This is a genomic window from Tenacibaculum sp. HL-MS23 (assembly GCF_032463465.1).
Classification (GTDB): domain Bacteria; phylum Bacteroidota; class Bacteroidia; order Flavobacteriales; family Flavobacteriaceae; genus Polaribacter; species Polaribacter bernardetii.
This window is the reverse complement of sequence record NZ_CP135989.1, coordinates 2,001,314-2,022,335: the sequence shown is the minus strand read 5'-3', so window position 1 is coordinate 2,022,335 and position 21,022 is coordinate 2,001,314. Positions and strand designations below refer to the sequence as shown.

Genomic DNA, 21,022 nt, shown 5'->3' with positions numbered 1-21,022 from the left:
TTATTTTGAATATTTTTTAAAGATAGCACAAGCGTTTACATCACCAAAACCAAAACTTGCTTTTGCGAGTATATTTATATCTTTATATATAATTTTTGTTGGTATTTTTTCTTTAGAAATAAGTGTTGAAATTTCTGGATGTACATCTTCGCAATTAATATTAGGAAACACAAATTGTTCCTTAATTTGCAAAACAGCTGCTACAATTTCTATTGCACCAGAAGCTGCCAAACAATGACCAACCATCGACTTTAAAGAATTTATGTAAGGAAACTCAGTTCCTTTTCTTTGTAAAGCTTTGCTCCAGTTTTCTATTTCTAAACTATCTTTTGATGTTGCTGTTAAATGGCCGTTTATAACATCAATTTTATCAGATGCTATATTCGATTCTAACAAAGCATCCGTAATACATTTCTGAACGGCTTCGGCATTTGGGGCTGTTAAAGTTCCTCCATTTCGTTGTCCGCCAGAATTTATATTTCCGCCTAAAACTTCTGCATAAATGGTTGCATTTCTCGCTAAAGCACTTTCTAAAGATTCTAAAACTAAGGCTCCTGCTCCACTTCCTGGCACAAAACCTGCTGCAGTTTCACTCATTGGTCTCGAACCTTTTTCTGGCGTTTCATTATGCTTGTAAGACATTACTCGCATTGCATCAAATCCGCCCCAAGTATACAAACTACTATCACTTGAACTACCAACCAACATTCGTTTTGCTTTTCCGTTTTTAATGCGCTCAAAACCCAATAACAAAGCCTCTGTGCCTGTTGTACACGCAGACGAATTTGTAGTAACCTGATTTCCTAAACCAAGAATTCCGCCTAAATATGCAGAAATTCCACTTGCCATTGTTTGTACCACAGAAGTACTTCCTAATCGTCTTACTTTCTGATCATCAATTTTATTGATTGCTTCTCTAAATTTTTCAATTCCCGATGTTCCTGTTCCGAAAATTAAACCCGAATCATAATCTAAATTTGAGTTTTCATCCACAGAAAAACCCGCATCTTTCCAAGCATCAATTCCTGCCATACATCCATATAAAATAGAAGTACTATTAAAGCCGCGTAATTGCAAAGCTGTTAAATATGTTGCTTTTTTTCTTCAGAAACTGTAGGAATTCCACCAATACAACAAGAAAAACCTTTGTCTTTTAAATGTTGATGAAATGTAATTCCAGATTTTCCCTTTTTTATTGCGCTCGAGAATTCTTGCAAACCAACTCCATTGGGTGCAACAACTCCTAAACCTGTAATTACAACTCTGTTTTTCATGTTATTCTGCGATTATCATTCCCGAAATAGTTCCTCTACAAACCAATTCATTTTTCTCATTTATCATTTTTACAGCACATTTTAGTTTGTTGAATCTAAAATATTGTTTCTCGGAAATTACGGTTACTTTTTCGTTTGGTAACACTGGTAAATAAAAATCGACTTGATTAGAAGTTAATGCTATTTGTGGGTTTTTATCTGTTGTTAAAATTTCATTTTTCAATAAATAAATACCCAAACAAACAACACCAATTTGAGCCATTGTTTCTGTTAAAATAACACCTGGTGTTATTGGGTTACCCTTAAAATGACCTTCGTAAAAAAACGCATCTTCTTTAAACCTATAATTTCCAGTAACTCCGTTTTCTGAAACCTCTGTAAGTAAATCAACAAACAAAAAGGGTTCTTGGTATGGTAGGTTTTTTATGATTTCTGTTTGATTCATTTTATACGTTTTACCATTCTAACAATATTCTTTGTGCAGAAAAACCCGGACCAAAACTTAGCATTAAGCCTCTTTCTCCTTTTGCTGGGTTTCTATCCATAAAACGCTCCAAAACATACAAAACTGTTGCGCTCGACATGTTACCATACAAACGTAAAACCTCTTTAGTATCGTCTATATTTTTACCTAAAACACCAAATAAATCTTCTACTGTTTGTACGATTTTTTTCCTCCAGGATGAAAAATCAAATGATTTACATCTTCAATTGTTAAATTATTTCTTTCTAAAAACGGATGAATTATTGCAGGAAAATGATCTGAAATTTTCTTTGGAACCTCCTTGTCTAAAATCATTTGTAAGCCTGTATTTACCAAATTAAAACCCATCATTTGGGTAGCGTCATAAAAATGATACATCGCTTCGTCTACAATTTTTGGACCTTTATCTTCATCATAAGAAGACAAAATAACTGCCGAAGCTCCATCACCAAAAATAGCCGCACTTACAATATTCGTCATCGAATAATCGTCTAACTGAAAAGTTGCTGTAGGTGCTTCAACAGCAATTACAACAGCTCTTTTATTAGGGTTTGCCTTTAAAAAATTCTTAGCATATATAATTCCAGATACTCCTGCTGCACAACCCATTTCTGTAACTGGCAAACGCACAATATCTTGTTTCATTTGCAAAGAATTAATCAAATATGCATCCATAGACGGAATCATAATTCCTGTACAACTTACCGTAATTATGTAATCGATATCTGTTGGTTTTAAATTTGCTTTTTGCAATGATTTTGTAAGTGATTGCTCGGCTAGTTTTACTACTTCTCTTGCGTAAATAGCATTTTTTTCTTCGAAAGAAGTTGCTATAAAAACCTCTTCGGGGTTCATGATTGAATACCGTTTATCTACTGCTGCTCCTTCGAAAAGTTTAATTACTTTTCGCTGAAAACGTGTATCCTGATCTTGCATCCACGTTTTTACAAACGGAATAATATCTTTTGTTTCTCTATAATATTGTGGCAATTGTTTTGCTACAGATGTTATTTTTACTGCCATTTATTTTTGTATTATCCATTGAAAACGGAATGCCCATTTCCAAGAAATTTGTGGTTTTACATTTATTTTTTCTGAGATTCTAATCAAATCTTTTCGTTTGAACCCCCTTAAAACAGAAATTAATCCATCGTTGATTATCATTTTATTTTTGATAAAAATTGATAATAATAAAAACAAATAATACGCCAATTTATGACGATGTAAATCGTTTACAATTATTGCTTTTTTAGTATGTTTTAAAGTGTCTGATAAGAAAGAAATCAATTGCGGTTCTTTAAAATGATGCAAAAACAACGTTGCCAAAACAATATCGAATTCTCTGTTTTTAAAATCATCAGAAAAAATATCTTCAGTTTTAAAAACCAACTCTGGATATTCTGTTGACAATTCATTCGCATATGCTATTGCGGTAGCATTTGCATCTACACCAATCAGTTTCATTTTATAGCCATTTTTTCTTCCGAATTTGGCTACATCACGTAAAATATCTCCATGTCCACAACCAATATCGGCGATAACGATTTCTATATTTTTAGGATGCTTTTTTAATACTTTTTTTAATGCATTAACCGTTACCAAGTTTCCGCCTAGCCAACGATTTATATTTTCTAATTTATCTAAAACATCACGCAATAAATCGCCACCAATAGAAAAATCATCCATCATCTCTTCTTGATCTGTTCTGTATTTTGTACTGATAAAAAAACTCATTCTATTTTTATTGGTTTACCATGTGTTTGCTTAATTATAATAGGTAATAAAAAAGGTAATTTCTTTAACGTTTTAAGTAAAATTTCTGCAATCTTATCTTTTCTAAATAACCATGCAATAAAATGACCCGTTTTTAAGCGCATTTTAAAGTTTTTATTCCATTCTCTAATGTATTGTTTTTCAAGATCATTTCTTGACGAAAGTTTACCATTTAAGTAATTTAGAGTGAGTTTAGATGCAATTTGTGCACTCTGAATTGCCATACTCATACCATTACCGCATAAAGGGTGAATCATTCCCGCAGAATCGCCACACATAATAAGGTGATTTTCTATTGGTTTTTTGGTTTCAAATGAAACCTGACTAATCGTTAATGGTTTTTCAAAAATTGATGTTGTTGCTTTAAAGATCTCTTTTAAATATTGATTTTTAAAAACAACTTGTTCTTGAAAATCTTCTATACTTTTATATTTTTTAAAAGATGAAAAACTAGTGATATAACACAAATTAATTATATCATTTTCTACTTTAGAAACGCCACAGTAACCACCTTTAAAATTATGAAGCGCTACTAAATTTTCTTCACAGTTTCCTTTTACGTGAATTTTAACGCCTAAATAAGGTGATTTTTTCTGAATAAAATCACGTTCCATTTTTACATCTAATAAAGAACGTTTTCCGAAAGCACCAATAGCAATTTTTGAGGTAAGCGTTTTATTTTCTTTTGTTGCTACATGAAAAATATCTTCAGAAAAATTGACATTTAATACTTGATCTTGTAAAATTATAACACCGTTTTCTTTGGTTTTTTCTGATAAAATAAAATCGAATTGATAACGTGAAATTCCGAATCCTCCTAAAGGTAATTTCGCCGAAATAACTTTATTATTTGTAGTTGATAGCTTAAAATCTGTAATATTAACAGCACCAAAATCAAACGGATTTATACCTAAAAACTCTAAATACGGCAAAACTTCGTTAGATATATATTCGCCACAAACTTTATGTTTTGGATACTTATTTTTTTCAATCAATAAAACTTTTTTACCAAATTTAGATAAATGTATTGCGTTGCATAAACCCGCTAAACCTCCGCCAATAATAATTACATCTGCAGTTATATTACTTTTTTTGTGATTAAAATGGTTGTTGGTTTTTTTCATTTATTCTATTAATTCTGCTAATTCTTTTCCTACCAAACTACCAATAGCAATTCCCATACCGCCTAAACGAACTCCGCAAAAAACATTATTTGATAGCTGTTTTACAATTGCTTTTTTCTGATTTCCAACGCCCATAATTCCGCTCCATCGATGTTCAATTTCGAAATTAGTATTAGGTAAGATGGTTGTTTTTAAAATTTCTTCTAATTTATTCTGAATAAGAGCTGTTTCTCCAAATTCAGCAGTTTCTTCCGTTTTAAAATCGAGATTTCTTCCACCACCAAACAAAATTCTATCATCAATATTTCTGAAATAGTAATACCCTTTATCTAAATGAAAAGTTCCTTTAATATGTAGGTTTTTTATAGGTTTTGTAATTAAAACTTGTGCTCTTGCAGGTTGTACATTTTCATTGAATAATTGATTTGCAAATCCGTTTGTGGCAATCAATAACTTATTGGTGGAAAAGCTAATTTGATTGGTTTGTATAGCTACTTTATTCCCATTTTCCTCAAAACTTTTAACGGTAATATTATTTAAAATTTTTATATCACTTTGCTGAATTACTTGAAGTAACTGCGCTACCATTTTACCGGTATCAATTTGCCCTTCAAACTGATTGGTTATATAATTTTCATGAACATTCTTAAACTCAAAAAAATTGTTATCAACCTTAAAAACATCCGAAGAAAAAAGTGGTTTTAATAATTGGTTAATTTTATTTTTTTCAGCCAAGCACTCTTCATAAAAATCGGAATCATTAAATAACTCATAACCTTTATTTTGCTGAAAATCGATCGCGGCATCACCCAAAGTTTTTCGTAATAATTGTAAACCTTTCCATCGTTTTTTTACCAAATTAAAAACCTCTTCTTCACTGTGTGTTTTTAAATCATCAATCAATTCCGATAAACTACCAAAACACGCAAAACCGGCATTTTTAGTACTTGCTCCTTGTGGCAACATGCCTTTTTCTAAAATTATTATTTTAGCATTCGGATGTGCTTTTTTTAATGTCAATGCACAATTTAAACCTACAATTCCGCTACCAACAATGGTAAAATCTACATTTGTAAACCATTCTTTTAACTCCCAATAACTGTAATTCAACATCTTAATATCTATATATATTTGTACCTTGGCACACTACTTGAATATTTAAATTTAAACAATAAAAAGTAATATTATGAAGTTATTCGGAATCTTAATTTTGGCACTAAGCTTTACACAGTGTGCAAGCATGAAACTAGAATCAAATCCTCCTTTTATGGTTAACACCGCATCTTACGCTCATATTACTGGTGGTTTACCAGGCAACAACACGCTTAATTTAATGATTGAGTTTACAGCAAGTAAAACTATCGATTTTCAAAAAGTATACTTTCAAGATAGAATTGTAAGTGCTGTAATTGAACAAAAACAAGATAAAAATTACATTGCTGCTCGTTATAAAACCTCAACAGGTGAAGATAAAAAAGACTTAGTTTTAAATGTTGATCCTGAAAAAGAATATGGAAACACTGCAAAAACAAAAGAGGAATTTCCTTTTAAACTAAAAGAAAATGAAGCCGTAGTTAGCTACAAAATCGGTGATAAAATTCATTATTATAAAATCGAAAATATTAAAAAAGAGAAAAGGGTTTTTATGCCCTCTGCAAAACCTCAAAACTAACAAAAAACACCTCAAATGAGGTGTTTTTTATTTTTGGCACGTAATTTGAAAACTACATAAGTATAACATTAAAACATACGCTTATGAAACGTCTAAAATTACTCTTCCTATTTATTGCCACAGGTGTAACGTTAACATCTTGTACAGTACAGGATACTGATTTTTCGTTAAACGAATATGTATCTAGTTACGATTTATGGTATATCGATTATCATAGAACAACTGGTACAGGCGATGTTCCTTTTTTATCAAAAGCCTTTACAGTTTCTTTTTTAAACGGAACTATGTATGCAAATAATAATATTGCTGACATTGGTAAAACCGGAAATGGGCTTGGAATTGCTGTTGGAAATTATGGCACTTACAGAACCATTTTAGAAACCGATCACGATCTTGATGGACGTTATAATTTTGATGTCGTTCAACTTTCAGAAGATGAAATTAGAATTGATGATTTATCGCAAAACGTAAGTTATTATTTAATTGGTTATCAAAGAAATAATTTTAATTACGATAAGTTGTTTTATGAAAACATAGAATACTTTTTGCAAGAATATGTAGCATGGGAAAGAACTGCTTCTTCTGGTGGTGTATCAAATACATTTGATGATGAACATTTCTTACAATTTACGCCAGAAAACGACGTAACTTTCTACGCATCTCACGATTCATTTGGCACGAATATTGATTATATAAAATGGGACTATGTAGGTGGTTATAAAGTAGCCAATATAGCAGGTTATAGCGACTTAAAACTTTTAACACTTAATTATGATGGTGGCGATACTGAAAGGTTTGAATTAAGCGTTATAAATGATGAAAGGATACAATTATTTCACCTAAGTTCTAAAACAACGTACACTTTTTCTGGTAGAGGATTTGTACAGTATTTAAAAAATGAAAAAACAATAAAACCAACTGTAAGGAATAGCGGTAGAAAACGTACTAAAGTACAACGTGAAACAGTTGATAGAAAATATTTAAAATAAAGTTTGGTTAGTTGATTTTTGGTTGGGGTAGTAGCCAACTAAAAGAAACCGCTCTAGAGGTAGAGCGGTTTTTCTTTGTTTAAAATATTCGTTTTACCTAAAATATTTTACCTTTATAAAAAACAAAAACATGCAACAAACCGCTTTAATTACAGGAGCAACTTCTGGTATTGGTAAAGCAACCGCTATACTATTTGCTAAAAACAACATAAACCTTATTATTTGTGGAAGACGCGCTGAGAAACTTAAAGAACTTCAACACCAATTATCAACCTTCACAAAAGTACATACGCTACAATTTGATGTTCGTTATAAAGACGAAGTACAAAAAGCCATTGGTAGTTTACCTGATGAATTTAAACATATTGATGTTTTAATTAACAATGCAGGTAATGCACACGGGTTAAGTAGTATTCAGGAAGGAAGTATTGATGATTGGGATGCCATGATTGATGGAAACGTAAAAGGTTTATTATATGTTTCGAAAGCTATAATTCCGCAAATGGTGGATAGAAATAATGGTTTTATTCTTAATATCGGTTCTATTGCTAGTAAAGAAGTATATCCGAACGGAAATGTGTATTGTGCCTCAAAGTTTGCCGTAGATGCTTTAAATAAAGGAATGCGTATTGATTTAAACAAGCACAATATTCGTGTTTCGGCAATTCATCCTGGTTTGGTAGAAACTGAATTTTCAGACGTGCGTTTTAAAGGAGATCTCGATAGAGCAAAAACGGTATATCAAGGCTATAAAGCTTTACAGCCCGAAGATATTGCCGATATTATTTACTTTGTTATTAGTAGACCTTACCATGTAAATATTGAAGATTTAGTGGTATATCCTACCGCACAAGCAACCGCATCAATTATAAATAAAAATGTATAAGCTGTGATTAACAAACGTCTTTTAATTAAAAACTTACTTTCTCATAACGACGAGAATAGTTTTTTTGATAAAAAGCAAAAATTATCGCTACATCATAAAGAAGGTAAAGCTAAGTTTATAAAACATATTTGTGCGCTTTCAAACTCTAACCCTAATAATAATTCTTATATAGTTATTGGGGTTGAAGATGAAGAAAATAAAATTTTGGGAGTCGATTTTTACGATGATAGTAAAATTCAGAATTTAATAAACGCTTACTTAAACAATCCTCCAAAAATAGAATATGAAAATGTTCCTTTTCCACGTTTGCCACGTCATAAAGTAATAGGTTTAGTAACTATTTATCCTAATAATAAAATTACATCACTTTTAAAAAATATCTGGAAATACCGTAGAAACACTATTTTTTTTCGCAGAGGAAGTAACTCAATGCCTTCTGAAGGTAATTTTACCTTAAATGATGCAAATGCTACTATTGTTGCAGCTATCGAAAAAAATGCAAGCAATAATATAAAACTAACGCTCGATGGAGTTTTCGATTTTATTAACAATCATAAACCTACATACAATCCGCAATACAAAGTATTTAACGAACAATTTGTGGTGTGTTGGGCTGGTAAAAAAAAGGTGATTAATAATGAAGAATTTTATACTCGGGTTGATATTGAATTAATAAACGAGCAGGTTCGTTTATTTTTTTCTGCCCTAGATGATGTTCAAATTAGCCATAACGAAAAATCGTTTATTATTACCGAATATATTGTTTTAGGTATTGATAAAAGGAAAAAACATTATCCGTTAGAAAAAACAATTATTCATTTTAAAGAGAACGGAAAGCATGATATTGCCACCCAATTTTTATTTGAAGCTCCTCAATACGATAAAACTATTTTACATGATATTTATAACAATAACAATGCTATTGTTACCAAAATTGAGAGTAATAAACAACTTTCGATAACTGAATCTGAAAACGTTTACAAACTACCTACCTCCTATTTAATATGCTATTTAAACGGATTTTTAGACGCACCTCAACAGCTAAAAAAAATAAAAAATTATATAAAAAACTTAGAAGATAAAACTACTTATATAAAATACAAAGAAGCAATGCGGGTATTACGAAAAGTACGCTATAATTAAAACCTTGTACGAATAGTTTTTAAACTAGTTTCAATGGTTTTTGTTGAAACTTCTGAAACTCCATACATCGTAGCATATCGTTTCCATTGATTGGTAATCTCTTTAATTTCATCTATAATTGTCTTTGCTTTTTTTATTGACAATGCACTTGCCAACTCTAATAATTCTTTCTTTCCTGGGTCTACATAATTTCTAGCACATGAGGTACTATGATATCCTTGTGATGAAGATGAAAAAGTTAAATCGTAAGCTGGCGCTAATGACCATTCTCCTTCAGGATTCATTAAAAAAGCAAAATTTTTAGAATGATCGTCTCGGTTATGTACTAAAATATTAAAAACAGCCCTACGGAACATTTGTTCAGCAACTTGTGCGTTATTTGTTAGCTTCTTTGCTTGGTAAATTAAATTTCCATAATCAAGGGTACTGTGCTCGTAATCATCATGAAAAAGTCCTGCAGCTGATAACATATGCAGCTTATCATTCCCTACACGGTCAAATCGTTTGGTTCCGAAATAACTATTTCCTGTATCACTATTAAACACTCTACATTCAGACATTTCAATTCCTGAAGCTAAAGCCATCTTATAATAAGCTAGCTCTATATTGGCAATATCTTTCGAATCTACATCCGCAGCAAATTTAATAATCCAATGCTCATATTCTTCCGGAAGATTGGCGACACCACTAATTAGTGAATCTGTCTTCGGATTATATCCTGCATAAATTTTTGGTCGTGCTCCACCAGGGCTACCTCCTCTTCCGAACATATCATCAATTACAGTGCTACTCTCTCCACTGAGGACTTCAGAAATATTATTATTTAGTTTATCTAGATTAATTTCTATAGCCTCGTGCTCTAATGCTACACTCGGTCTATATTGTAGTGCACCCATACTGTTCTTCCCTGCAAATGTTAAATGATCTAACATATTAAGAGATTCAATAGCAATTCGATCAGTGCTAAGGCGTTTCTTTATTAACAAATATCCCCAAGCGTCTGGTAAAGAATCAGCAAACACGCCAAAAAGACCATTAAATGGTTTTTCTTTGGTTGTTTGAGGAATATCATCAAACGTTAATTGATTTGGAGACAGGTTTGTTCCTGTTTCTAAATAAGTATCGCTATATTTAAATAATATATCTCTACCATCTAAAACAAGCTGACCTATAAGTTCTTCTTCTTTAGAAAACTGTATATATACATCGAGTTTAGTTGTTGCCATAATTAATAATTAAACAACTCTTTTTTCCGTTTCATATCACTTGACAGTAATATTGATTCAAAATCTGTTAAACGTTTAAGAGCTTCACAAATTTTTAAAAGTGATTCTAGAGAAATGACACCTGTTGATTCAAATTTTCGAACACTAGCGTAAGATACTCCTGATCTTTCTGATAATTCCTTCTGAGACATTTTTTCTTGTTTCCTTAAAACTCTGGTTCTTTTTGATAAAAGAATCATTATTTCCTTAGGCGATTTTTCATCTCCATATCCCCACATATCGTACTCTTAGTTTAGAATACGAATATAATAATTATATTTTAAAAATTGCTACTATAATACCTTTTTTTTATGGTAAATGGCTAAAATTGCTACCATAATAGCAAATTAATTTAATTTTTGATGTAAAAAAAAACACCTTTTGAGTGTTGTTTTTTTATAACCGTTTGTGCAAAATAATTTCGCTTTATTACTATTTACTCATTTCAAAAATTAGTTCTCCTCCGTTTATAATATCAGCATGAGAAAGTACATTGTCTGTTATTTTCTTACCGTTTATTGTTATACTTTTTACAAATATGTTTTCTTTACTTTGATTTTGAGCCGTAATTTTTAAGGTTTTTCCATTTTCTAAATAAATAGTAGCTGCTTTAATATTCGGACTTCCTAGTGCATAATTTGGCGATCCTGGCGTTACAGGATAAAACCCTAAACTACTAAATATATACCAAGCACTCATTTGACCTGCATCGTCATTACCACACAAACCATCAACAGTATCTCCGTACATGGTATCCATAATCATACGGACTCTTTGTTGTGTTTTTTTAGGGTGTCCGGTCCAATTATATAAATACGGAATGTGATGTCCAGGCTCGTTACCATGCACATAATTTCCTATAATTCCGTCGCGAGTAATATCTTCATGGTTTGCTATGTATTTATCAGCTATTTCTGTGGTAAATAATTCATCTAGTTGCTTACTAAATTTTTCTTTACCTCCCATCATTTCAATCATTTCATCAATGTTCTGAGGAACATATAATCCATAATTCCATGCATTTCCTTCAATAAAACCTTGCCCGTGCGTATCCATTGGGTCAAAGTTTTTTCTAAAAGTACCATCAGATAATTTAGGACGCATAAATCCAATTGTTGGATCATAAACGTTTTTATAATAGGTTGATCTTGTTAAATACTCTTTTTCTACATCAGCTTTTCCAACTTTTTTTGCAATTTGGGCAATACACCAATCGTTGTAAGCATATTCTAATGTTTTTGATACTGATGAATGGCTTTTATCTTCTGGAACATATTTATAATCAATATAATCTCCAATACCATCAAAATAACGAACAGTGGCTGTGTTTGTTGATGCTTTAAGTGCGTGATTCACATCAAAATCTCCCACATTTTTTGCTAACGCATCTGCAATAACTGAAGTAGCGTGATACCCAATCATACACCAATTTTCATTAGCATAATGACTCCAAATTGGTAACATATTATGTACACTTTGATCGTGATGTGCTAACATCGATTTTATCATGTCGTTGTTTCGCTTTGGTTGTGTTATGTTGTATAATGGGTGTAATGCACGATAAGTATCCCAAAGAGAAAATATGGTGTAATTGGTAAAACCATCAGAAGTATGTATATTTTGATCTAGTCCTCGGTATTTCCCATCAACATCTTCATACAAAATAGGTGATAAATTAGTGTGATATAAAGCGGTATAAAAAGTAGTTTTCTCTTTTTCAGAAATTGTTTCTACATCAATTTTTCCCAATTCTTTATTCCATTTATCTTTAGTTTCTTGTTTTGTTTTATCAAAATTCCAATGCGGAATTTCTTGTTTTAAATTATTTAAAGCTCCGTTAGTACTTACTGGTGATAAGGCAAATTTTACATTTATTTTTTCACCTTCTTCTGTATCAAAATTAAAATAAGCTCTTATATCTTTTCCTGCCATTTCAGGAAAATTTTCATTTTGTTTAAAACGTCTGTAAAATCCATCATACGTTTCTTTATTGTATTTTTTATGACCATAACTTTTAAATGTTTTAGAAAATTTCATCGCAAAAAACACTTTTTTTGTTCTTGCCCACCCTTTTGTTTGTCTATAACCTGTTATTAAACTATCATTTTCAACACGAATAAATGTCCATACATTTTTATTATCATGATGATAGATATTGTACACTAAATCTAAAATAATATGTGCATCGTTAGATTTTGGAAATGTGTATTGATGAAAACCTACACGCTCACTAGCTGTTAATTCGGCTTTTATATTGTAACTATCTAAGTTTACTTTGTAATAACCAGGAGACGCTTTTTCGGTATCATGTGAAAACGTTGAATAAAATCCTTTAGTACCTTCTTTTGTTTTTAACGGATCTAATGTTAGTTTTCCTGTAGTTGGCATTACTAAAAAATCCCCTAAATCAGCATGCCCTGTTCCGCTAAAATTAGTGTGAGCAAAACCTATAATTGTTGAATCTTTATGTTGATAACCCGCACAATATTCATATGTTGTACTGTTGTAGCTACCATTTTCATTAAACATAACCTCAAAATTAGTTTGAGGACTTAACTGTACCATTCCAAAAGGAGCAGTTGCTCCAGGAAAAACATGTCCCATTTTACTAGTTCCAATTAAAGGATTTACATTTTTTGTAAAATCTTTTTTATGCCTTTGATCTACGACACTTTCTTTTAACTCTTGTTTACAGTTTACCACAAATAAACACAAACTAAAGATCACTAAAAATGATAAATATTTTTTCATATTATTAACTAAAACAGGTTTAAAGTGCTAATAAAGCAAAATGAAAACAATTTAACTAAAAGTGTTTAAATTTAAACACGTTGTTTAAAAAGATCCTTTTATAAACGTTAAAACTGTTTTAATAAATCAGCTAAAAAGTACTGTCTTAAAAAGTATATTTGTACTTTATTTATATTTTTTATGGCTATAAGCACGCTTTTAATAACACCACCTTTTACACAATTAAATACTGCGTATCCTGCAACCGCATACATTAAAGGTTTTTTAGAATCTAAAGATGTAAAAGCAACGCAAATGGATTTAAGTATCGAGCTATTTACTGCGGTGTTTACCAAAGAGTTTATAGATGCTATTTTTAAGCAAGCAGAAATGCTTGGTAATAGTGATTTTCCTTTAGTTGATAAACAAAAAGAAGAATATATAAATAAAGTAGATTCTGTTATGGATTATTTGCGCGTACAAGAAGTTACAGCAGCGTATCAGATGGTACATAAAGATTTTTTGCCACACGGACATAGGCGTGTTAAACTAAATAAAGATTTAACTACCGAATTCGGAAAACTAGGAATTTTAGACAAAGCCAAACACATTGCAACACTCTTTGTAGAAGAATTAGGCGATTATATAAACGCCAATGTCGATGAGTTTTTCTCTTTTACACGCTATGCAGAACAACTAGGAAGATCTGCCTCTAGTTTCGATACTATTAACGAGTTTTTACAATATGAAACTACCTTAATAGAAGATGAAATGTTGTATTTATTAGAAGAAAAACTACAACAAGACAACTATGATTTAGTTTGTTTTACGGTGCCTTTTCCTGGTAATTTATTTTCTGCTTTACGTTGTGCACAATTTATAAAACAAAAATATCCTACCATTAAAATAGGTATGGGTGGCGGTTATTGTAACACTGAGTTAAGACGCTTATCTGACCCAAGAATTTTTGATTTTATAGATTTTATTACTTTGGATGATGGTGAAGGTCCGTTATTAAAAATTACAGAGTTTTTAGATGGTAAAATAAAAGAAGATGGTTTAGAAAGAACTTTTATCTGTAAAAATAACGAAGTTATTTACGCTGATAAAATACCAAACACCATATTTCATCATAAAAATTTACCTGCGCCTAGTTATCTAGGCCTTCCAACAAATAAGTATTTATCGTTTTTAGATGTTATGAATCCGATGCACAGAATGTGGTCTGATGGTAAGTGGAATAAACTAACCATTTCTCACGGATGTTATTGGAAACAGTGTTCTTTTTGTGATGTTACGTTAGATTATATAGGAAATTATCAAAATACAACCGCTGATGATTTAGTGAATAAAATTGAAAAAATAATCTCTGAAACAGGTATTACAGGTTTTCATTTTGTTGATGAAGCTGCGCCGCCAAAAATGCTAAGAGCATTGGCAAATAAACTGCTAGAAAAAAAAGTTTATATTACTTGGTGGACCAACATTCGATTCGAAAAAACATTTACGCCAGAATTGTGTGCTTTACTTTCTAAATCGGGATGTATTGCCGTTACCGGTGGTTTAGAAGTTGCTTCGGATAGGTTATTAGCTAAAATGAAAAAAGGGGTAGATATTGGACAAGTTGCTAGAGTAACCAAAGCTTTTTCTGATGAAAATATTATGGTGCATGCTTATTTAATGTTCGGTTTTCCTACAGAAACAGCACAAGAAACCATTGATTCTTTAGAAGTTGTGCGTCAGTTATTTCAAAACAATTGTATTCAATCTGCTTTTTGGCACATGTTTGCTTGTACAAGTCATAGCCCCGTTGGTAAAAATCCGGATGAATTTGAAATTAACATTACTGGGCCAGAATTTAAAGGTTTTGCTGAAAATGATTTGTATCACGAAGATCCAACAGGAGCAGAACATCACTTATATAGCCAAGGCTTAAATACTGCGCTAAATAATTACTTAAACTACAAGGGTTTTGATATTCCTTTACATAAATACTTCGATTTTAAAATACCTAAAACAACCCAAGAAACTAATTTAATAGCAGGTTTTTTAACTACCTAAATTTAATACTAACTACTTTACACATCCTTAAACAACTGATTATTAATTTAATAAAACTTTAAGAAGTAATCATAAATATTTGTTAAGTCTTTCTTTTTACTGAAACGTTTTTTTTTGATCGTCGTCTTTTTAGATATAAACCGAATCTTAAAAAACATAATATCATGAAAAAATTTGTATTTACAGTATTAGCAATCGCATTATCTTTTGGAACTGTTTCAGCTTCAGAAATAAACAAAACAACCGTAAAAACTACTACCGAATATTATAAAGTTAATACTTTTTGTAAGTTAATTACAGCTGGTAATTACGAGGCTGTTAAAGCAATGATTGAAAATGGAACAAATATTAACAGAAAATCTACTGGGTTAACTCCGTTAATGTTTGCTGCTAGATATAACAAAGTAGCAATCGTTAAATTATTAATTAAAAAAGGCGCTAAACTAAAATCAAAATCGGATAAAGGAAATTTTACAGCCTTAGATTATGCAAAAATGTCTAAAGCACATGCAGCTTATAAAGTAATTGCTACTGCCTTAGAAAAATAAAGTACCCCGAATTTTAAATAAAAAAGGCTTCACAATTTGTGAAGCCTTTTCAATATAATTAAATGTCGATTATCGACTTATAAATCAAACTTAATTCCTTGCGCTAAAGGCAATTCATCAGAATAATTTACAGTATTTGTTTGTCTTCTCATGTATACTTTCCAAGCATCAGATCCAGACTCACGTCCACCACCAGTTTCTTTTTCACCACCAAAAGCACCACCAATTTCAGCACCAGATGTTCCGATGTTTACATTTGCAATACCACAATCAGACCCTGCATATGATAAGAACTTTTCAGCTTCTTTCATTTCATTCGTCATAATTGCTGATGATAATCCTTGCGCAACACCGTTTTGTTTTGCAATCGCATTTTCTACTTCTCCTGAGTATTTCATTAAATATAAAATCGGAGCAAAAGTTTCGTGCTGAACAATTTCGAAATGATTTTCTGCTTCAATAATAGCTGGTTTTACGTAGCATCCGCTTTCGTAACCTTCACCTTCTAAAACTCCTCCTTCAACTAATACGTTACCACCTTCAGCTTTTGCCTTTTCAATTGCAGCTAAATATGTGTTTACAGAATCGTGGTCGATTAACGGCCCAATATGATTTTTTTCATCTAAAGGATTTCCAATAGTTAACTGCCCGTAAGCACCAACAATTGCATCTCTTACTTTATCGTAAACCGATTCGTGAATAATTAATCTTCTTGTTGAAGTACAACGTTGACCACAAGTTCCAACTGCACCAAATACTGCACCAGGAACTACCACTTTTAAATCGGCAGTAGGTGTAATAATAATTGCGTTGTTTCCTCCTAACTCTAATAAAGATTTTCCGAAACGCTGCGCAACAGTTGCACCAACGATTCTTCCCATTCTTGTAGATCCTGTAGCAGAAACTAAAGGAATACGAGTATCGGTAGTCATCATTTCACCAACTTTGTAATCTCCGTTAATGATAGAAGAAATACCTTCTGGTAAGTTATTTTGTTTTAAAACATCTGCAATAATGTTTTGACATGCGATAGAACATAAAGGTGCTTTTTCAGAACCTTTCCATACACATACATCACCACAAATCCATGCTAAAGCTGTATTCCAAGCCCAAACTGCAACAGGAAAGTTAAATGCAGAGATAATACCAACAACACCAATTGGGTGCCATTGTTCTCTCATTACGTGTCCTGGACGTTCAGACGGAATTGTTTGTCCGTTTAACTGACGTGATAAACCAACAGCAAAATCACAGATATCAATCATTTCCTGAACTTCACCGTAACCCTCTTGTAAAGATTTACCCATTTCGTAAGAAACTAACTTACCTAATGGCTCTTTTAATTCTCTTAATTTATTACCAAACTGACGAACAATTTCTCCCCTTTGTGGAGCAGGCATATTTCTAAAAGACAAAAATGCCTCTGTAGCCGTTTCCATTACTTTATCATAATCTTCTCTTGTCGTAGATTTTACTTTACCGATTAGTTTCCCATCAACTGGTGAGTAACTTTCAATAATTTCTCCGTTAGAAAAGTTATTAGAACCTGTAGAGGTTCCTTCATTAATATCTTTTACTCCTAATTGAGCTAAAGCTTCTTTGATACCAAAATCTGCCATTATATATTGTAATTTTAGTTATTGTTTTATAAAAAACAAAACTACAAATAATTTCACACTTTTATAAATTAAACAATTTTATGTGTTTTGTTTAAAATCAAACAAAACATGTTGTTTTAAAAATATATTATAGGTAAATTTAAAAAGTAATACCATTTATAATACTATTTTTGTAGCCCTTTATGAAAGAACAAGTTTTTAACATACAATCTGAAGAAGAGTTTATTAAAGTAGCTTTACAAGTTTTTAAACATCAGTTTACAAACAATAAAGTTTACCGTTCTTTTTGTGATTTATTATATGTTCATCCAAGTGATGTTACTTCTATAGAACAGATTCCTTTTTTACCAATTGAGTTTTTTAAAACTAAAAAAATACTTTCATCTACTGATAAAGTTCAAGAAACGTTTTCAAGTTCTGGTACCACAGGTAGTATAACAAGTAAGCATTTAGTTACAGATTTATCGTGGTATGAAGAAAGTTACTTAAATGGTTTTAAGCATTTTTACGGCAATATAGAAGAGTACGTAGTTTTAGCTTTATTACCTAATTATTTAGAACGTAAAGGATCTTCATTAGTATATATGGCTAATGATTTGATAAAAAAATCAAAACAAGCAGAAAGTGGATTTTATCTTGATAATTTAGATGAATTAACCAAAAAACTGATAGATTTAGATAGAAAAGGTCAAAAAATATTACTTATTGGCGTTTCTTTTGCATTGTTAGATTTAATTGAAAAGCATACTTTTAATCTTAAAAACACCATTATTATGGAAACTGGTGGCATGAAAGGACGAAGAAAAGAACTCGTTCGTCACGAGCTACATGCTATACTCTCTAAGGGATTTGGTGTAAAAAAAATACATTCTGAATATGGTATGACTGAGTTGTTAAGTCAAGGATATTCTAAAGGAAATGGTATTTTTAATTGTCCGCCTTGGATGCGTTTTTTAACTCGAGATACTGAAGATTCATTAACAATTTTACCAAAAGAAAAATCGGGCGGAATTAACGTTATCGATTTAGCAAATTATAATTCTTGTTCCTTTATTGCTACACAAGATTTAGGTAAAATACATACCGATAATAGTTTTGAAATTATTGGTAGGTTTGATAATTCTGATATTCGTGGATGTAACCTAATGGTTCTATAAATTATTAAAAATAACTAAGCACTATTTATATTTTTATTAAAAATTGTAAGTTAAATAAATACTTGTCGACTGTAACTTTAAATTAAATTTTTTGAAACATTTTATAGCTCTTATTTTTCTGATGACAACTACTATTTTAGTAGGTCAAAAAACAGATTATAATACATCTAAAGGATATGTTGCTGAAGGTTATGATGTTGTTTCTTACTTAACAAATAAATACCCCTTAGAAGGTAAAAATAAACTTACTACGACCTTTAATGGTGTTAAATTTAAATTTTCATCAGAAAAAAATTTCAACTTATTTAAAGAAAACCCTAAAAAATACATTCCTCAATATGGTGGTTATTGTGCCTATGCAATGGGAAAAAAGGGTGAAAAAGTAGCTATTGATCCTGAAAATTTTGAAATACGAGGCGGTAAACTCTACTTATTTTACAATTCGTGGATAAACAACACCTTAAAATCTTGGCAACAAGAAGGCGCAGAAAAATTAAAAAAACAAGCAGATATAAATTGGTTAAGAGTAAATCAGTAATTGATTTATTCGTTGCGGGGGCAACTATAAAGGGCTGAATTTATTCAGCCTTTTTTTTTGTATTTTTTACTTTATTTTATTCTTACTTTTGTTAAATAAAAAGCTAGCTATGAACCACTTTTCTTTTTTCAATCGAAAAAACATTCAACAAGAATTACAAGAAACCGAATTTGATATTTTAATTATTGGTGGAGGAATTACCGGCGCAGGGATAGCTTTAGATGCTGCATCTAGAGGAATGAAAGTTGCTTTAATTGAAAAAAATGATTTTGCTTCTGGTACTTCAAGTAAATCAACAAAACTAATTCACGGTGGTTTGCGTTACTTAAAACAATTCGATTTTTGGCTAGTAAAAGAAGTGGGGACCGAACGAGCAATTGTTCATAAAATAGCACCTCATTTAGTAATTCCCGAAAAAATGATTCTTCCTTTAATAGACGGAGGAACTTATGGATCTTGGTTAACCTCTATCGGATTAAAAGTGTACGATGTTTTGGCCTCTGTAGAAGGTGATGATAAACGTAAAATGCTCGATAAAAAGGAAGCTCTTGATAAAGAACCTCTTTTACCTAAAAATATATTAAGAGGTGCTGGTTATTATGCAGAGTATCGTACAGATGATGCACGTTTAACAATAGAAGTACTAAAAACAGCTAGCCAATACAACGCACAAATACTTAATTATACCAAAGCCAATGAGTTTATTTATGAAAATAAACGTGTAGTTGGCGCAAAGGTTTCTGATATTTTTTCTAACCAAGAATACGAAATTAAAGCAAAATATGTAGTTAATGCTGCAGGACCATGGGTAGATGAATTACGACAAATTAACAACTCTAAAATTGGCAAAAGACTTCATTTAACAAAAGGAGTTCATTTAGTTGTTGCTCATGAAAAATTACCCGTAAAACAATCGGTATATTTTGATGTTCCAGATGGTAGAATGATGTTTGCAATACCGCGTGGTAAAGTAACTTATTTCGGTACCACAGATACTAATTTTCAAGAAGATAAAAACACCGTAGAAACCAATATTATTGATGCTACCTATTTAATTGAAGCCGTGAATAATATGTTTACTGGTATCGAATTAACTTTAGATGATATTCAATCTTCATGGGCAGGTTTACGACCATTAATTCATGAGGAAGGTAAATCTGCATCAGAATTATCTCGTAAAGATGAAATTTTTGTTTCTGATACTAAGCTAATTTCTATTGCCGGGGGTAAATTAACCGGTTATCGTAAAATGGCTGAGCGTATTGTTGATTTAGTTGCTAAGAAAATGGTTAGACGTTTTAATGCTGAATTTGATGCCATACAAACTGAAGATATTGTTTTAGCGGGTGGTCCTTTTCAAAACTACAAATCGGTAGACTTATACATAAATCAAGTATATAAAAATTTAAAAATTAAAGGTTTTATAAAAACTGACGCTGCTTATTTGGTACACAATTACGGAAAACAAACAGACATAATTATAGATAAATTTGATGAAATCAAAGAAGAAAATATAGAACTTCGTTTATTAAAAGCTGAAATTTGGTTTACCATTCAACATGAAATGACTTGTACTCCCACCGATTTTTTTATGCGTAGAACTGGCCGCTTATTTTTTGATAAACCTAGTGTAGATAGTTATAAAAATGATGTTTTAAATGAATTTACTACATATTTTAATTGGTCTGAATTAGAAAAAAGTAAACATCAAGAAGAATTAGAAAGTAAAATAAAATTAGCCGTAAATTTTAACTAGTCA

Annotated in this window: 17 protein-coding genes and 2 pseudogenes; 9 read left to right on the top strand and 10 right to left on the bottom strand. The window is 31.1% G+C overall.

The window, feature by feature from the left end; genetic code table 11:
* The 6 genes and pseudogenes from RRF68_RS09410 to RRF68_RS09385 all read right to left on the bottom strand — a co-directional run bounded on the left by RRF68_RS09410 (position 1) and on the right by RRF68_RS09385 (position 5,765).
* Positions 1-1,274, bottom strand: a pseudogene (locus RRF68_RS09410) (beta-ketoacyl-[acyl-carrier-protein] synthase family protein).
* 1 nt (position 1,275) lies between these two features.
* Entirely contained in the window at positions 1,276-1,719 is a 444-nt protein-coding gene (locus RRF68_RS09405) for a hydroxymyristoyl-ACP dehydratase (protein WP_315944188.1), read from the bottom strand.
* A 10-nt stretch (positions 1,720-1,729) separates the two neighbouring features.
* Positions 1,730-2,781 (bottom strand): annotated as a pseudogene (locus tag RRF68_RS09400) (type III polyketide synthase).
* Positions 2,782-3,492 (bottom strand): methyltransferase domain-containing protein, encoded by a 711-nt coding sequence (locus RRF68_RS09395; protein WP_315944187.1) that lies wholly within the window; start codon positions 3,490-3,492, stop codon positions 2,782-2,784. It lies immediately after the preceding pseudogene.
* A complete protein-coding gene (locus RRF68_RS09390) occupies positions 3,489-4,655 on the bottom strand; it encodes an NAD(P)/FAD-dependent oxidoreductase (RefSeq protein ID WP_315944186.1) in 1,167 nt (388 codons plus the stop codon). The genes RRF68_RS09395 and RRF68_RS09390 overlap by 4 nt, the downstream gene beginning before the upstream one ends.
* The gene (locus RRF68_RS09385; protein WP_218773519.1) at positions 4,656-5,765 is read right to left on the bottom strand and encodes an NAD(P)/FAD-dependent oxidoreductase; all 1,110 of its coding nucleotides are present in this window, start codon (positions 5,763-5,765) and stop codon (positions 4,656-4,658) included.
* Between the two features lie 130 nt (positions 5,766-5,895).
* Between RRF68_RS09385 and RRF68_RS09380 the strand changes: the two genes are divergently transcribed.
* From RRF68_RS09380 to RRF68_RS09365, 4 genes are all read left to right on the top strand, one after another.
* Positions 5,896-6,327, top strand: coding sequence for a hypothetical protein (locus RRF68_RS09380; RefSeq protein ID WP_315944185.1), 432 nt, complete (start codon positions 5,896-5,898; stop codon positions 6,325-6,327).
* Positions 6,328-6,410: 83 nt separating this feature from the next.
* Positions 6,411-7,316 carry a hypothetical protein gene (locus RRF68_RS09375; protein ID WP_275315932.1) on the top strand — a complete coding sequence of 302 codons (906 nt, stop codon included), beginning with the start codon at positions 6,411-6,413 and terminating at the stop codon, positions 7,314-7,316.
* A 130-nt stretch (positions 7,317-7,446) separates the two neighbouring features.
* Complete coding sequence (locus RRF68_RS09370; protein ID WP_218771866.1) at positions 7,447-8,202, top strand: SDR family NAD(P)-dependent oxidoreductase; 756 nt, start codon at positions 7,447-7,449, stop codon at positions 8,200-8,202.
* A 3-nt stretch (positions 8,203-8,205) separates the two neighbouring features.
* On the top strand, positions 8,206-9,345 hold the full coding sequence (locus tag RRF68_RS09365; protein ID WP_218771865.1) for an ATP-binding protein: 1,140 nt from the start codon (positions 8,206-8,208) through the stop codon (positions 9,343-9,345).
* Here the strand turns inward: RRF68_RS09365 and RRF68_RS09360 are convergent.
* From RRF68_RS09360 to RRF68_RS09350, 3 genes are all read right to left on the bottom strand, one after another.
* A complete protein-coding gene (locus tag RRF68_RS09360) occupies positions 9,342-10,571 on the bottom strand; it encodes a type II toxin-antitoxin system HipA family toxin (protein ID WP_315944184.1) in 1,230 nt (409 codons plus the stop codon). The two genes, RRF68_RS09365 and RRF68_RS09360, sit on opposite strands and share 4 nt — an antisense overlap.
* Before the next feature lie 2 nt (positions 10,572-10,573).
* A complete protein-coding gene (locus RRF68_RS09355) occupies positions 10,574-10,849 on the bottom strand; it encodes a helix-turn-helix transcriptional regulator (protein ID WP_315944183.1) in 276 nt (91 codons plus the stop codon).
* Positions 10,850-11,042: 193 nt separating this feature from the next.
* On the bottom strand, positions 11,043-13,361 hold the full coding sequence (locus RRF68_RS09350; protein WP_315944182.1) for a GH92 family glycosyl hydrolase: 2,319 nt from the start codon (positions 13,359-13,361) through the stop codon (positions 11,043-11,045).
* 180 nt (positions 13,362-13,541) lie between these two features.
* Here RRF68_RS09350 and RRF68_RS09345 point away from each other — a divergent pair, with 180 nt between their 5' ends.
* Positions 13,542-15,401, top strand: coding sequence for a B12-binding domain-containing radical SAM protein (locus RRF68_RS09345; protein ID WP_315944181.1), 1,860 nt, complete (start codon positions 13,542-13,544; stop codon positions 15,399-15,401).
* A 164-nt stretch (positions 15,402-15,565) separates the two neighbouring features.
* A complete protein-coding gene (locus RRF68_RS09340) occupies positions 15,566-15,949 on the top strand; it encodes an ankyrin repeat domain-containing protein (protein ID WP_315944180.1) in 384 nt (127 codons plus the stop codon).
* Positions 15,950-16,026: 77 nt separating this feature from the next.
* Here RRF68_RS09340 and RRF68_RS09335 read toward each other — a convergent pair whose 3' ends face one another.
* Positions 16,027-17,568, bottom strand: a complete 1,542-nt coding sequence (locus RRF68_RS09335) for an aldehyde dehydrogenase family protein (RefSeq protein WP_218771860.1) — start codon at positions 17,566-17,568, stop codon at positions 16,027-16,029.
* Positions 17,569-17,750: 182 nt separating this feature from the next.
* On the opposite strand from RRF68_RS09335, the gene RRF68_RS09330 reads away from it, so the two are divergent.
* The 3 genes from RRF68_RS09330 (at position 17,751) to RRF68_RS09320 (ending at position 21,019) form a co-directional block, all read left to right on the top strand.
* Positions 17,751-18,725 carry an acyl transferase gene (locus tag RRF68_RS09330; protein WP_315944179.1) on the top strand — a complete coding sequence of 325 codons (975 nt, stop codon included), beginning with the start codon at positions 17,751-17,753 and terminating at the stop codon, positions 18,723-18,725.
* 91 nt (positions 18,726-18,816) lie between these two features.
* Positions 18,817-19,263, top strand: coding sequence for a YHS domain-containing (seleno)protein (locus RRF68_RS09325; RefSeq protein WP_315944178.1), 447 nt, complete (start codon positions 18,817-18,819; stop codon positions 19,261-19,263).
* 109 nt (positions 19,264-19,372) lie between these two features.
* Positions 19,373-21,019 (top strand): glycerol-3-phosphate dehydrogenase/oxidase, encoded by a 1,647-nt coding sequence (locus RRF68_RS09320; RefSeq protein ID WP_315944177.1) that lies wholly within the window; start codon positions 19,373-19,375, stop codon positions 21,017-21,019.
* Positions 21,020-21,022: the final 3 nt, after the last annotated feature.